General features: G+C 36.7%; 11 protein-coding genes. 7 read left to right on the top strand and 4 right to left on the bottom strand.

Features of this window, described 5'->3' with window-relative positions; all coding sequences use genetic code 11:
• The first annotated feature begins 29 nt into the window (after window positions 1-29).
• The 3 genes from ACZ5R4_RS02030 to ACZ5R4_RS02040 are packed head-to-tail and all read left to right on the top strand — an operon-like array spanning window position 30 to window position 3,030.
• Window positions 30-2,303, top strand: a complete 2,274-nt coding sequence (locus tag ACZ5R4_RS02030; RefSeq protein WP_109984364.1) for an AAA family ATPase — start codon at window positions 30-32, stop codon at window positions 2,301-2,303.
• The gene (locus ACZ5R4_RS02035; RefSeq protein WP_054859445.1) at window positions 2,300-2,722 is read left to right on the top strand and encodes a YbgC/FadM family acyl-CoA thioesterase; all 423 of its coding nucleotides are present in this window, start codon (window positions 2,300-2,302) and stop codon (window positions 2,720-2,722) included. Before ACZ5R4_RS02030 ends, ACZ5R4_RS02035 begins: the two co-directional genes overlap by 4 nt.
• Window positions 2,722-3,030 carry a hypothetical protein gene (locus ACZ5R4_RS02040; protein WP_109984362.1) on the top strand — a complete coding sequence of 103 codons (309 nt, stop codon included), beginning with the start codon at window positions 2,722-2,724 and terminating at the stop codon, window positions 3,028-3,030. The genes ACZ5R4_RS02035 and ACZ5R4_RS02040 overlap by 1 nt, the downstream gene beginning before the upstream one ends.
• A 63-nt stretch (window positions 3,031-3,093) precedes the next feature.
• Here the strand turns inward: ACZ5R4_RS02040 and yidD are convergent, their stop codons facing one another.
• The 3 genes from yidD to plsY form a co-directional block, all read right to left on the bottom strand.
• Window positions 3,094-3,333, bottom strand: a complete 240-nt coding sequence (yidD, locus tag ACZ5R4_RS02045) for a membrane protein insertion efficiency factor YidD (RefSeq protein WP_277678232.1) — start codon at window positions 3,331-3,333, stop codon at window positions 3,094-3,096.
• 3 nt (window positions 3,334-3,336) lie between these two features.
• Window positions 3,337-4,260 carry a GTP cyclohydrolase FolE2 gene (folE2, locus tag ACZ5R4_RS02050; protein ID WP_277678231.1) on the bottom strand — a complete coding sequence of 308 codons (924 nt, stop codon included), beginning with the start codon at window positions 4,258-4,260 and terminating at the stop codon, window positions 3,337-3,339.
• A 219-nt stretch (window positions 4,261-4,479) separates the two neighbouring features.
• The gene (plsY, locus tag ACZ5R4_RS02055) at window positions 4,480-5,064 is read right to left on the bottom strand and encodes a glycerol-3-phosphate 1-O-acyltransferase PlsY (protein ID WP_109984359.1); all 585 of its coding nucleotides are present in this window, start codon (window positions 5,062-5,064) and stop codon (window positions 4,480-4,482) included.
• 215 nt (window positions 5,065-5,279) lie between these two features.
• Between plsY and ACZ5R4_RS02060 the strand changes: the two genes are divergently transcribed.
• From ACZ5R4_RS02060 to ACZ5R4_RS02075, 4 genes are all read left to right on the top strand, one after another.
• Window positions 5,280-5,690 carry a CoA-binding protein gene (locus ACZ5R4_RS02060; RefSeq protein ID WP_054788427.1) on the top strand — a complete coding sequence of 137 codons (411 nt, stop codon included), beginning with the start codon at window positions 5,280-5,282 and terminating at the stop codon, window positions 5,688-5,690.
• A 110-nt stretch (window positions 5,691-5,800) separates the two neighbouring features.
• A complete protein-coding gene (gene parE / locus ACZ5R4_RS02065; RefSeq protein ID WP_109984358.1) occupies window positions 5,801-7,753 on the top strand; it encodes a DNA topoisomerase IV subunit B in 1,953 nt (650 codons plus the stop codon).
• A gap of 21 nt (window positions 7,754-7,774) precedes the next feature.
• Window positions 7,775-10,228 (top strand): DNA topoisomerase IV subunit A, encoded by a 2,454-nt coding sequence (parC, locus tag ACZ5R4_RS02070; RefSeq protein WP_464368011.1) that lies wholly within the window; start codon window positions 7,775-7,777, stop codon window positions 10,226-10,228.
• A gap of 155 nt (window positions 10,229-10,383) precedes the next feature.
• On the top strand, window positions 10,384-13,989 hold the full coding sequence (locus ACZ5R4_RS02075) for a dynamin family protein (RefSeq protein ID WP_109984356.1): 3,606 nt from the start codon (window positions 10,384-10,386) through the stop codon (window positions 13,987-13,989).
• Between the two features lie 42 nt (window positions 13,990-14,031).
• Here the strand turns inward: ACZ5R4_RS02075 and hisJ are convergent, their stop codons facing one another.
• Window positions 14,032-14,868 carry a histidinol-phosphatase HisJ gene (hisJ, locus tag ACZ5R4_RS02080; RefSeq protein ID WP_342767737.1) on the bottom strand — a complete coding sequence of 279 codons (837 nt, stop codon included), beginning with the start codon at window positions 14,866-14,868 and terminating at the stop codon, window positions 14,032-14,034.
• Between the last annotated feature and the right edge of the window lie 16 nt (window positions 14,869-14,884).

The following is a 14,884-nucleotide window of genomic DNA, read 5'->3' on the forward strand; positions in this document are numbered from 1 at the left end:
ATTGTGATAAATAAAGGGGGATAAATGATTTGAATAATATAGATAAAATAAAAGAGAAAATATATAGTTGGACGAATATAGAAAAGAATCCACCTTTCACAGAAGTAGAGCTTTTGCGGATCATGGATGAAGTTAACCAACATACCCTCCGTTTAGAAAGTAAAGATGCCTTAGCCATTCTCTATGCTATGCTGATTTATTATCGTTTAAAACGCAACGTGACAGATGACCATTTGAACTCATCTTTGACTGAATTAATGACAGAAACAGATCATCCGGTAGTAGAAGAGGTTCAATCATTAAAAAAATATTTGTATCTAAATAATCAATTAACCGATATAGATCTCTCACAATACTATGTGCGTGAGACGGACTTTGATCCAGTTAAATTAAAAAAGGTTAATGCACTCATTAAACAGTTAGAGAATATTGAATCATTGCAAAGCTATCTACCAAAAGGAACGTCAGAAATAAAAACGGCCGCATCGTCGATTTTTGATCAGGTAGAAAAATTAATCGATATTGCGAACATGATTAGTCACGGACTTGAGCAAAAAAAATCGATTCAAGAAATCTCTTCTTATAATGAAGAAATTGAAAAACTAACGAGATTAATTCAGTTTTTTTATCAAGCATTGCCATCATTTCTAAAAGAGGAAACAGAGACCGATCCTCTTACAGAACTAAATGAGATGATAGGGTTAACCCAAGTAAAAGCATATATTAATCAATATTATCACTACCTCAAGTACCAAAAACGACGAAAAGAAGCAGGATTTCAGATGATTGATGAGCAAGGTCTCCACATGGTGATTACTGGAAATCCGGGTACAGGTAAAACTACTATTGCACGGTTACTAGCTAACATCTACTATCAGCTCGGATTGCTGGAGTCCAATGAATTAATTGAAGTGAATCGTTCCCAATTAGTGGGCTCTTTTATGGGACAAAGTGAAGAAAATACCTTGAATTATGTTAAGAAAGCACTTGGTGGTGTTTTGTTTATTGATGAGGCCTATAATTTAAAGCGTGCTGACCAAACGGGTAATGATTATGGACAAGCCGTTATTGATACATTAGTTTCCAGTATGACAGCCAAAGAATATGCGAATAAATTTGCAGTAATTATAGCAGGCTATCCAGAGGAAATGAATCAATTTCTTTGGTCTAACCCCGGCTTAAGAAGTAGATTTCCAGAGGGTAATTTTATTGAACTACCCGATTACACCGATAATGAATTAGTCAAAATAGCGGAAGAAACAGCATTACAAAATGATTATTTTTTCACAGTGGATGCATTACGAGCCTTCGAAGGATTAATCGAAAACTCTAGAGTAGACGAATCCTTTGGTAATGCGAGAACGGTAAGAGATTTAGTATTAAAAGTAATATTCTATATGGGCGCTACTCAAAACATGCCTGATAAAGAAAATTGGATTGAACACATGCGAATTACCGCGCATGACATCAACCGGTTAGATGAACAGAGAAATTCCGAGGACCCAATGAAGCAATTAGATCAATTAATTGGTCTGAATCATGTCAAAGAAGAAGTGAAGAAGCTTTCGGCATTTGTTAAAGTCCAACAAAAAAGAAAAGCAATGGATCTTCCAAATGTCCCTATTCAGTTACACTCCGTCTTTTCTGGTAATCCGGGTACAGGGAAAACGACGGTTGCTAAAATATTTGCGAAGATTTTAAAGGATTGTGGACTACTAAAAAGAGGACATCTCGTCATTGCCTCTAGAGGAGATCTAGTTGCAGGTTATGTAGGACAGACTGCTATTAAAACAAAAAATAAAATAAGAGAGGCACTAGGTGGCGTACTATTCATTGATGAAGCTTATGCTTTATTTCGAGGTGAAAAGGACTTCGGTAAAGAAGCAATCGATACATTAGTTGATGAAATGACCAAACATAATGAAAATCTAGTCGTCATCTTAGCGGGTTATAAAGAGGAAATGGAACGGTTTATTAAAAGTAATCCAGGCTTAGAATCTAGGTTTAAAAAATACTTCCATTTTGAAGACTATAAGAAGGAAGAATTACTGGAGATGGTTTTATACCATATAGATGCCTATCAATATGAGCTAGCTCCAAACGTTCAAGACTATTTGCTAGAGCAATTTTCAAATGCAAGGATTAGTGGAAATGGCCGATTTGTCGTGAATTTAATTAATGAAGCCATTCAATACCAAGCATTACGTATGGATATAGATTCAGATTCCTATAATCAACTTGCCTTATTGAAGAAGGAAGATTTTGAACTAGCATGGAAATCAAGTAGGGGGATTGAACAATGAAAGTAACATCACCAATAAAAGTAAGATATCAAGAAACAGATCAAATGGGAGTAGTCTATCATGCAAACTATTTAATTTGGTTTGAAATTGGAAGAACAGCATTTATTGAAGAGCTCGGATTTCAATATCACGAGATGGAAGCAGAAGGAGTGGTTTCTCCAGTGGTGGATGCTAATATCTCTTTTAAACAGCCGATTCGCTATGGCGGCGATGCTTTTGTAGAGACATGGATAGAAGACTATAATGGGATTCGTACAACCTACGGCTATCGGATTTTAAATGATAAAAAGGAAGTTGCAGTTACAGGAAAAACGCAGCACGTAATAGTCGATAAAGAAACGTTTAAACCACTATCTCTCAGAAAAAAGTTTCCTCATTGGCATCATGCGTATCAACAAGCATTAGAGGACAATCAGTAATGGCATTTGGGATAGATCGTAATACGTTAAACAAATGGAAAAGAAAAGTAGACAGAGGGGAAATTGCTTTTTTAACCCACTATTGGCTAGATGACAGATTTCCAGGATGTACTTCTGTCACGAAGGTTGGTTGCAATAATTACGAACAATTATCCGAATGGGGTAGTAAGTACGGCTTGAGAGAAGAATGGATTCACCGAGATGAGCGGTATCCTCATTTTGATCTGTTCGGAGATCGCCAAAAACAAATCTTGTTTGCAGAAGAACAATGGGATCAACTGGAAAAATTTCATCCCAGTACTAAATAGCCTAATCGGTTTAGCTAATTAACCGTTGTCGGGTATGGAAGTATAAAAACCGAGTGAAAGCTATCACTCGGTCGTTTTTGTGTGTTTTTTTTCAATTGGGACAGGATCATAGCCACCTGGATGAAATGGATGACATTTCAAGATACGCCTTATGGAATAATAGGTTGCTTTGAACCAATTAAATTGCTGAAAGCATTCCAGACTATATTGCGAACACGTCGGTTGGAAGCGACAGCTTGGTGGAAACATTGGACTGATCCATTTCTGGTAAAACCGTATCAAACCAATAAAAATCTTTTTCATCGCCTATCTCGCAAGTGATTTATCATAGTTAATAGTAGCGATGGCATCATGGAGATGAATCGATTCCTCATTTTGACAGGTTACAGAAAACTGTTCTACAAAAGGTAATTCATATAGATCTGCTGCAACAAGTCTCACCATATCTTCAACAAAACGAGGGTTCTCATATGCTTGTTCTGTTACCATTTTTTCGTCTGGACGTTTTAAAACAGGATGGATTCGAGCACTAGCATTACTCTCCGCAGCTTCTAATAATGCAAGCTTCCAATCCTTTTGATCCTCCGCATAATCTGGAGCTAGTCTTACAGCCATTTTTACAATGCCGCGTTGATTATGAGCACTATACTCACTGATTTCCTTAGAGCATGGACAAAGTGTTGTTACCGTTCCTTCTAATGCCACTTCTAATTGATAGCCTGTGTTTTTGTGATAGTGGATAGTGATCATGGCATTTGCGTGATTCATCCCCGTCTTATCTGAGCTTGGACCACTGCGCTCGAAAAACCATGGGAAGGAAATTTGTAATTGTGTATCTTCCTGTTCCAACTTCTCGGTTAACTCCTTCGTAAATGCTTTGAGTTTATTAATAGATATATCAAATGGCTCACCGTTAGAATAGTCATGAAGTAGCTCGGTAAATCGACTCATATTTGTTCCTTTATGATTCTTTTTAATGGATGAGGTCATCGTCAAGGTACCAATCGTTGTTTGGGTGGTTGGCTTTGTTTCACTACTAACGAGGATAGGGTGTTTCACATTGGTTATCCCCACGTGATCTATATCGAACAAAAAATCTTTTTTCGTATTTTGTAAGTCTGGCATTTTTTCCTTTTCTGTCGGTTTCGTTTTCTCACCTGGTTCTACTGATCCGAATAGTTTATGTCTTTCTAATTTATTTGGTAACTGAATTGGATAGTTACGATCCATGGATAAGCTCCTTTCAAACTAATACAATTATCCTATTAGTATACTTAATTATGGCTTATTATTCAATTTTAAAAACTGATTAGCAAGATCATTTACATAGTTTTTCCTATACCTTAAAATTATAGCAGTGTGAAAACTTCTACTGTGTAGAAGTTTTATACTTATTCTAACGTATAAAAAAAGAGATCTGTAATTCTGTAAGACCCCTTTCATTCAACTCTACATCCATGTTATTTTAGGTTCTGTCTTGTTGATAATTCGCTTGATATTCGCCTTATGCCGATAAATAACCACGATAGTTAAGATGCTTGTAACAATCATTAAACCGACCTCTTGCTGAATGATCGTAACGATTATTGTAATAATACCAGTAACCATTGATGATAAAGATACATATTTAGATATATATAAGATGATTAGAAAGCTACATATCATGATAATAAATAATAATGGGTTAACACCTAAGATAACCCCTGCAGAGGTTGCAACTGCTTTTCCTCCTTTAAACTTAGCGAATATCGGGAAGATATGACCTAGCACAGCAAATAGTCCGACTACTAGTGGATAAACTTGCTCTGCATGAAAGATCACGGGCAATACTGCAGCTAAAGTACCTTTTAGAATATCACAAACCGTTACAATGATACCTGCTTTTATTCCCAGGACACGGAAGGTGTTTGTTGCGCCAAGGTTCCCACTACCATGCTCTCTTATATCTATTTTGAAGCCGACTTTTCCTACTATTAAACCTGTAGGTATTGAACCAAGCAAATATGCAATAACGATAAAAATAAAATAGTCCATCAGTATACTCCTAACTAACAAGTAGTATCCCCATTCTATCATGTATTCTTTAAAAAAAGTATATTCTCTCATTATTTTTTTCATAAACCGACTGTTTATAAACCAAAAATAATGAAATATCACTTGACAAGGTCGTCAAACTTTCCGATAAAATAATAGCTATACTTGCATGGATTGGCGGAAAATGGTTTAATCAATAAAATGAGGTGTTATTTATGAACATGGATCAAGAAAAGCAATTGATGAAAAAAATACTAAGTGAAACTAAAGTGATTGCAGTGGTAGGATTATCTGATAAGCCTTACCGTACATCCTACCAAATCGCTTTGGCCATGCAAAATGCAGGTTATAAGATAATTCCCGTTAATCCAAATGTTGACAATGTATTAGGGGAAAAGGCTTATGCATCTGTCCTTGATATTAAAGAAGATTTTCAACTTACGAATATTTTTAGACGACCAGAATATTTAGAAGAAATTGCAGAAGAAATCGTTCAAGTTAAAGCTCCTTATGTTTGGATGCAACAGGGGGTTGTGAATGAATCTGCCTATCAATTTCTACAACAACATGGTAAAGAGGTCATCATGGATCGTTGTATAAAAGTTGCTCATTCGATACTTATGTAATAAATAACTTTACAAACAGAACGTAGGTTCGATACTATAGAAGTAATAAACGGAACTTAAAGAATGAAGAAACTTAGGTTTCCTATATGTGCGGAAGGAGAAAGTGTTTTATGGTGAAGAATACAGCCTATTCGGATGATTCAATACAGGTATTAGAGGGGCTAGAAGCTGTTCGGAAACGCCCAGGAATGTATATTGGTAGTACGGATGCGAGAGGGTTACATCATCTTGTGTTTGAAATTGTGGACAATTCAGTTGATGAAGCGCTTTCCGGTTTTGGAGACCTTATACGTGTGACCATTCATCAAGATCAAAGTATTACGGTTCAGGATAGAGGTAGAGGTATGCCAACAGGGATGCATCAAACCGGTAGACCGACTCCTGAGGTTATTCTGACGGTCTTGCACGCTGGTGGTAAGTTTGGGCAAGGTGGATACAAGACGAGTGGAGGGCTACATGGTGTCGGGGCATCCGTTGTTAATGCTTTATCTGAATGGTTAGAGGTAAAAATTGAACGAGATGGTCATCTATACTATCAAAGATTTGAAAATGGTGGAAAGCCTGTAACGACTCTGGAGAAAAAAGGCAAAACAAAGAAAACGGGTACTACCATTACCTTTAAGCCAGACCGTTCGATTTTTTCTACGGATGTTTATCAATTTGACATATTAGCAGAAAGACTAAGAGAAGCAGCTTTTCTACTCAAAGGGATTACAATCGAGCTAATCGATGAAAGAAATGAAAACGAAAAAGAATCGTATCATTATCCAGAAGGCCTAAAGGATTTTGTTGAATATCTGAATGAGGATAAGGATACTTTACATGCTGTCGTGAATTTTGAAGGAGAGCAGCAAGGGATGGAGCTTGATTTTGCTTTCCAATTTAACGATGGATACGCGGAGAGCATCCTTTCTTTTGTTAACAATGTTCGGACAAAGGATGGTGGAACCCATGAAATTGGTGCAAAATCAGCGATTACACGAATCTTTAACGAATATGCTCGTAAAATTAATTTATTGAAAGAAAAGGATAAGAATTTAGAAGGAAATGATATACGTGAAGGCTTCACTGCAGTCATTTCGATCAAAATTCCAGAAGAGAAGCTTCAATTTGAAGGTCAAACAAAAGGAAAGCTCGGGACAGCAGAGGCTAGATCCGTTGTCGATACGATTGTGGCAGAACATTTACTCTATTTCCTTGAAGAGAATGCAGATGTTAGCTCGATGTTGATCAAGAAGGCCATTCGTGCGAAAGAAGCGAGGCTTGCAGCACGAAAAGCAAGAGAAGAAGCAAGGAGTGGGAAAAAGAAAAAGCGTAAAGATGCTTTATTAAGTGGGAAGCTTACACCAGCCCAATCACGGAATCCTGCAAAGAATGAATTATATTTAGTGGAGGGAGATTCAGCTGGAGGCTCTGCAAAACAGGGGAGGGATCGGAAATTTCAAGCCGTTTTACCACTGAGAGGTAAAGTAATTAACACAGAAAAAGCAAAGCTTGTCGATATTCTGAAAAATGAAGAAATCTCTACCATTATTCATACGATCGGTGCAGGTGTCGGAAGTGAGTTTTCCATTGAAGATATCCAATATAATAAAATTGTCATCATGACAGACGCCGATACAGATGGTGCTCATATTCAAGTTTTATTACTTACTTTTTTCTATCGTTATATGCGACCACTTATTGAGGAAGGTAAAGTATTTATAGCTCTACCACCACTCTACCAAATAACAAAAGGTAAAGGGGCCAAAGCAAAGATAGAATATGCATGGAATGAAGAGGAAATGAAAAAGATCACTAAGTTATATAAAACAGGCTATCAACTACAACGCTATAAAGGTCTTGGTGAAATGAACGCAGAGCAGCTTTGGGAAACAACGATGAATCCAGAATCTAGAACCTTAATTCGCGTAACAATCGATGACTTGGCACGAGCAGAAAAGCGTGTTACGACACTAATGGGTGATAAAGTAGAGCCAAGAAGAAAATGGATTGAATCACACGTGCAGTTTAGTTTAGATGAAGATGAGAATATTATTGATAATGAGAATATTCAAATATAAGGACGTTTAGGGGGAATACCTTTGGCAATAGAAGAAAAATATCTTGATCTACCATTAGAAGAAGTAATGGGAGATCGTTTTGGTCGGTATAGTAAATATATCATTCAAGATCGTGCACTTCCGGATGCACGAGACGGTTTAAAGCCGGTACAACGTAGAATATTGTATGCAATGTACGAAGAGAGGAACACACATGATAAACCATTCCGAAAATCAGCGAAAACAGTAGGTACGGTCATTGGTAACTATCATCCTCATGGTGATTCCTCTGTCTATGAGGCTATGGTTCGATTAAGTCAGACATGGAAGGTAAGAAACGAACTAGTAGAGATGCATGGAAATAACGGTAGTTTAGACGGCGACCCCCCAGCTGCAATGCGTTACACGGAAGCAAGGTTATCAGCAATTGCGGCTGAAATGATCCGGGATATTGATAAACAAACGGTAGAATTTATTCCTAATTTCGATGATTCAATTGAAGAACCTGTTGTTCTGCCTGCAAAAATTCCTAACCTTCTTGTGAATGGTTCTACAGGTATTTCTGCAGGATATGCAACAGAAATACCTCCACATAACTTAGGTGAAGTCATCGATGCCATTATTAAAAAATTAGAAAAACCAAGTGTAACCATTGATGACTTGTTACAATTTATCAAAGGGCCAGATTTTCCAACAGGAGGAATAATCCAAGGAAAGGAAGGCTTAAAAAAAGCGTACGAGACCGGAAAAGGGAAAGTAGTAGTTAGAGGAAAGGCGAAAATTGAACCATTAAAGGCGAGTCGAGAACAAATTGTGATCGACGAGATACCATTTGATGTGAATAAAGCCGTTCTCGTCAAACGAATGGATGAATTACGAATAGACCGAAAAGTCGAAGGAATCGCAGAAGTAAGAGATGAAACGGATCGAACCGGCTTAAGAATTGTGGTGGAATTAAAGAAGGATGCCGATAGTCAAGGGATTCTCAATTATTTATATAAAAATACAGACCTGCAGATTACGTATCACTTTAATATGGTGGCGATTAAAGATAAGACGCCTAGACTGTTAGGGTTATTGGAAATTATTGATGCCTATATTTCACATCAAAAGGATGTTGTTACAAGACAAACCAAATTTGATTTAAATAAAGCGAAAAAGCGGGCACACATTGTAGAAGGTTTGATAAAGGCGGTTTCCATATTAGATGAACTTATTCAAACGATACGTGCATCTAAGGACAAGCAAGATGCCAAAAATCAAATCAAGGCATTGTACGGTTTTACAGAAGAGCAAGCAGAAGCGATTGTAACATTACAATTATATCGTTTGACGAATACAGATATTACCGCATTAGAAAAGGAAGCAGACGAACTGCGAGAGGCTATTCGTGAGTTGCAACTCATTTTAGACGACGAGAAAAAATTGCTCACTGTCATTAAAAAAGATTTACGTGAAATGAAAAAGAAATATGCAGATCCAAGAAAAACTGTTATTGAGGATAAAATAGAGGAACTTAAAATAAATGTAGAAGTGACCGTTGCAAGTGAAGACGTTGTGGTTTCTGTCACCAATCAAGGATATGTGAAAAGAACGAGCATTCGGTCTTATAGTGCCTCCTCGATCGATGATTTCATGATGAAAGATGACGATTATCTACTCAGTTTGTTTGAGATAAATACGACAGATCATCTATTACTGTTTACAAATAAAGGTCGCTATATGCCAATACCAGTACATCAGTTGCCTGAAATTCGTTGGAAGGATCTGGGCCAACATATATCCAATATTACCTCTACGGATAAAGAGGAAGAGATTGTGAAGGCAATACCAATACGAGAGTTTGATGCCAAACAAAACTTGATCTTCTTTACAAAAAATGGAATGGTAAAGAAAAGTTGTTTAGATTTATATCAATCACAACGATACACGAGACCTCTCATTGCTTTAAATTTAAAGAACGATGATCAGTTACTTAATGTCCATCTAACAAATGGTAGCAGTAATCTGTTTATTGCAACGAATAAAGGATATGGCCTATGGTATGACGAGACAGAAGTCTCAGCAATTGGCCAACGAGCTGCTGGAGTGAAAGCCATTCAATTGAAGAAAGACGAGTATGTGGTGAATGGTATTGTCTTCCCTGAATGGAAGGAACAAGAGCACCTATTTGTGATGACCCAAAGGGGAGCTTGTAAAAGAATGAAAATAGATCAATTCGATAAATCTTCACGAGCTAAAAAAGGTTCTGTCATGCTTCGTGAATTAAAGTCTAAACCACATCGTTTAATTGGTTTAGAGCTACTACATGAATTAGACGAAGTTGCTTTACGAACGCGAAAAGGTACCTCTCTCGTTTTATCACCACTAGAGCTGCCTCTAAGTGAGCGCTATAGTAACGGTTCTTACGTAATTGACACAGACACAGAAGGTGAAGTGGAAAGAATCTGGCTCCATACAAGGTTACAAAAACCTTTTCATACAGAGGAAGGATAAGCCGAGCACTAGTGCTCGGCTTTCTTTTTTAAATAGGATAATGCTAAAGCTTTAAGTAGTTAAAAGAGCTATTGGCGAAATGTGTTAAAACTAGTATAATAAATAATTAAATTATATTTCTGCGTTTTCTGTCTAAAGAGAAGGAGTTTTCGTAAATGGGGACAACAACTGTCAGGTCTTATGAATTAGAACAAATGGTTGGATTGTATTGCTATTTTGATCAACATGAACAATTGGAGCGTAAAGAAAAAATGGTTGATTTTTATCAGAAAAAGGAAAAACAAATGCAGCATATCTGCTTTTGTGGACATTTCTCTGCAGGTAAATCGACCATTCTAAATCATTTATTAGATGAAGCACTGTTACCACAGAGTCCCATTCCGACCAGTGCAAATATTGTAGAAATAAAACGTGGTGAAGATGCATACATCATTCATTTTACCGAGCAAAAGCCGGTGAGATTAGATTCGAGTATCTCTCTTAGTGAGTTACATGCATTGTGCCGAGATGGCGAAGAAATCTGTAAGGTGGAAATAATAAAAAACAATACGGATTTGCCACCACAGGTAACCCTAATGGATACACCTGGAATCGATGCTGCAGATGATGCAGATCGAATTCTGACCGAATCTGCTCTGCATGTCGTTGACTTTCTTTATTATGTAATGGATTACAATCATGTCCAATCCGAAGTGAATGCTTCATTTTTGAAACATCTTGAAGCATTAAATAAGCCTTATGCGGTGATCATTAATCAAATGGATAAGCATAAAGAAGAGGAAATCTCTTTCGATGATTTTAAATCAAGCCTCGAGAAAGTCTTTCAACAATGGGGTATTCAACCAACTGATGTATTTTTTACATCTTTAAAAGAAGAACAAGCATGGACTGACAATCAATGGTCTAGCTTACAAACAAATATTCAACAAAAAATGGTTCAACCATGTCAAGAACTAGTGGATCAAACCTCCTATCATGGGATTAATCATATCATTCAGGAGAGCATAGCAGAAAAACAAGAAGAAATGGATCAAAAGCTGACGGAATTAGAGGATGAATTGGGTGCTATCGAAATACAAGATGATCGAAGTAAACAAGAGCTACAAAGTAAGAAGGCTGATCTAATTACAGCGAAAAATGATGTAGAGTCTACGTATAGGAAAATGGTGGAGCAGACCTTGAAAAATGCTCCATTAATGCCGTTTGAGCTTCGTGAGCTTGCAAAGGATATGCTACAAGCATATGAGCCAACTTTTAAAATAGGATTATTCAAATCGAAACAAAAAACGGAACTTGAGCGCACGAGACGTTTAGAAGCCTTTTACCAAGCACTCCAAAAACAAGTGGAAACCACTTTGGAATGGAAGCTACGTGATAAGGTAACTGAATTCCTTTTACCATATACGTCGACAGCTTTAAATGAGTCTATTTTCGACAAACAATTTAGTCAGGAACAATTAGTAGAACAAATGAATGATAATGTTAGGACAACTGGTGAATATGTTCTAGTATATACTGACAAGCTTGCCAACCAATTGAAGAAACTATATAGACAATATTATAAAGACAAATGGCATGAGAAGAGTAATGAGATATTTCGTGAGTTTAATGAAAAAATTGATCAATTAGATAAGAGGATTAAGGTGTTAGAACAGTCGCAAAAAATCAAACAAGAAATTCAAGCAGAAAAATTAGCGTTCATGCATTATAAAAATGAGCTCGAGGAGCATTTATCATCTGACTTTAGAATAGATCAACGACAAATAGAAGCGTTTCAACGAACATTAACAGAGCGCGAGCAAATAAAAAAACTTATGAAGAAGGAATGGAATTTCCAGGATACAGAGGATGGACATATAAATGAGAATGTTCCTCCCTTGAAGAAAAATGCTCGTTATCAGATGGAATCCACATTAGAAGATGTGGAATGGTTGGTGGAGCATACGAAGGAAATAGACTCATTAAAACCATTTATAAAAGAAATAATGGAAAAACGAGAGCGGTTAGAAAATCGTCATTTTACCATTGCACTGTTCGGGGCTTTCAGTGCAGGCAAATCGTCTTTTGCTAATGCTTTGATGGGAGAAAGGGTACTGCCTGTTTCACCAAACCCAACGACAGCAGCGATCAATAAAATAAGTCCACCAAATGAAGAATTTCAACACAAGGAAGTTTATGTTCACTTAAAGAGTGAAGGTGAACTTATTGCAGATATCACCTCCATTTTGGGTGAAGTAGCTTTTCAAAATTTAGACGAAGTGGAGAAATGGATTCATAAACATAAGATAGATAAACTACAAATCGAGGATCAACATAAAACCTTTCTACATGCTTTTTATACAGGTCTTCCTAATCTGAAGAATAAAATTGGTAGTTCCTTTAAGATTCATTTTGACCAGTTTGCTAATTATGTGCGTGAAGAACAGATATCCTGCTTTGTGAAGGAAATGGAGCTCTATTATGATTGCCCATTAACTCGGCAACATATTACCTTAGTCGATACACCTGGCGCAGATTCTGTGAACGCTAGACATACAGAACTTGCCTTTTCCTATATTAAAAATGCTGACGCCATATTATTTGTAACGTATTATAACCATCCCTTTTCGCGGCCTGATAAAGCATTTTTAGAAAAGCTGGGAAGTGTTAAAGATGCATTTCAACTGGATAAAATGTTCTTCATCGTCAATGCAATGGATCTGGCCAAGGATCAAACGGAGGTTAATCTCGTTACAGACTATGTAAAGACACAGTTAAAAAGCTTTGATATTCATCATCCTAGAATGTACCCTGTATCCAGTCAGCAAGCATTGCAATTAAAAAAAGAGGGACAAACAACGACACCATCTGGAATGAAGGCATTCGAAAGCTCTTTTTATTCTTTTATTACAGAGGAGCTAACCCAATTAAGCATGCAATCGATCTATACCGATATCTCTCGAATTCATGCATTAGTGACCAAATGGCTAGAATTAAGTCATAGTGATCAAACAAAGCGTGAAGCATTCCTAGCGAAAAATGAAAATAATCAAGCACAAATGCACCATATCATTGAACAAAGGAATACATCCACTTATTTTCAATCCATTGAACAAAAACTAGAAAAGCAATGCTTTTATGTCATGCAACGTTTTATGATCCAATTTATTGACATGTTTCGGGATTTCATTAGTCCTGGATCGATTCAATCGAATGGCAGAAAAGGGAAAGAAGAATTAGTTATCGCCATTAAAGAACTCAATAAACAAATAAATGAACGAATGAAATATGAATTAGAAGCAATCCTAATTCGAATAAATGCTTTTTGGAATGTGGAATGGAAACAATGGAGGAATGAAATCAATCGACAGCTTCAAAAAGTTGATTCAAGCTTTTCCCTTTCAGAATTAGAAGAAATGTCAGTAGAAGAAGCTAATCTTTTTCAGAAGATAGATCTAGAGGATAAAACTGTACAAGGTTTTGCCCATATCTTTAAAGATACGAAAACATTCTTTGCTCAAAATGATCGTGACAAACTGGAAGAGGAACTCAAACAAGTATTTAGTAAGCAATGGCAAGAAGAATTTTCACGTATTCAATCAGCTTTAAAGGATCACTACGCACAACTTTGGATTAAAGAGGATCAACAGGTATGGGCAAATTATTCAAATGAAGTATCTACTTATTTTGAAAATGTGAAGAAAGGCTTAACAGATAACTTCGAGAATATCGAATTACTCGAGAAATTGAATCAAGAATTAATGAACCGGACAAACGGCTAGGGAGTTTCCTAGCTGTTTGTCATTCATATTTAGAGGGCCTATCTATTTTCTGTCAGTTGGTCTACTGTATAGGATATCTGCTGGCATATGATCGAACCCACGAGTTAGGTGTTCTGCTGTGTGGCTATCGGATCCTGGTACTAAAGGGATTTGTTTTTCTTCAGCTAGTCTTACATAATGCAGAGATGGATAGATACTCTCACAATCTTCCTTGAAAAGACCGGCCGTATTAACATCTAGTGCCATTTTCCTTTCTTTGATTAAGGACAATAATGAAGTAATGGTACGCTCATAATCAGCTTTTGGTTTGTATCTCTTTTTGAATTTTTCAATTAAGGTTAGATGCCCTAAACGTATTGGTTTATAAGTTCCAAGGTCGGAAAGAATTGCTTGTTCCATCGTTTGATAGTATTTTTGATACACCTTGTCCACATTGCCGAATTCATCGATAATTTCTGCAAACATCTCCTTACTAAAATCGAGACAAACATAGCTTTGGGCAGGTGTTTTCAGCATATGCACAGAAAGAATGGCATCATCGATTTCTACACCAAACAGATTTAGAAATTGCCTTGTTTCTTGCTCAAAGCCTTCGATATAATCTACCTCAAAGCCTAGATTGATTTTTATGTCAGATTGGTACTCTTTTTTATATTGTTGAATCTGACGAATATAATCCTCTACATCGGCCCATCTCATCGCGCTATCCTTATTCGGTGTTGGATCTGTAAAACCCTCAGGTAAAGGGGCGTGTTCGGTAAAGCTTATTTCTTTTAGTCCGAGCAATATTGCTTTTTCGATATAGGTTGAAATGGTATCCTTAGTACCATGAGGGCAAAAATGAGTATGAATATGATAATCACCGTAATATTTCATCATGCTTAATCTCCTTTAT

The organism is Gracilibacillus sp. JCM 18860 (assembly GCF_055395245.1).

Coding starts and splice junctions, on each gene's coding strand:
- hisJ (WP_342767737.1), bottom strand. CDS start 14,868: ATGATGAAATATTACGGTGATTATCATATTCATACTCATTTTTGCCCT.
- ACZ5R4_RS02060 (WP_054788427.1), top strand. CDS start 5,280: ATGAACATGGATCAAGAAAAGCAATTGATGAAAAAAATACTAAGTGAA.
- ACZ5R4_RS02035 (WP_054859445.1), top strand. CDS start 2,300: ATGAAAGTAACATCACCAATAAAAGTAAGATATCAAGAAACAGATCAA.
- parE (WP_109984358.1), top strand. CDS start 5,801: ATGGTGAAGAATACAGCCTATTCGGATGATTCAATACAGGTATTAGAG.
- folE2 (WP_277678231.1), bottom strand. CDS start 4,260: ATGGATCGTAACTATCCAATTCAGTTACCAAATAAATTAGAAAGACAT.
- yidD (WP_277678232.1), bottom strand. CDS start 3,333: ATGAAAAAGATTTTTATTGGTTTGATACGGTTTTACCAGAAATGGATC.
- ACZ5R4_RS02075 (WP_109984356.1), top strand. CDS start 10,384: ATGGGGACAACAACTGTCAGGTCTTATGAATTAGAACAAATGGTTGGA.
- ACZ5R4_RS02040 (WP_109984362.1), top strand. CDS start 2,722: ATGGCATTTGGGATAGATCGTAATACGTTAAACAAATGGAAAAGAAAA.
- plsY (WP_109984359.1), bottom strand. CDS start 5,064: ATGGACTATTTTATTTTTATCGTTATTGCATATTTGCTTGGTTCAATA.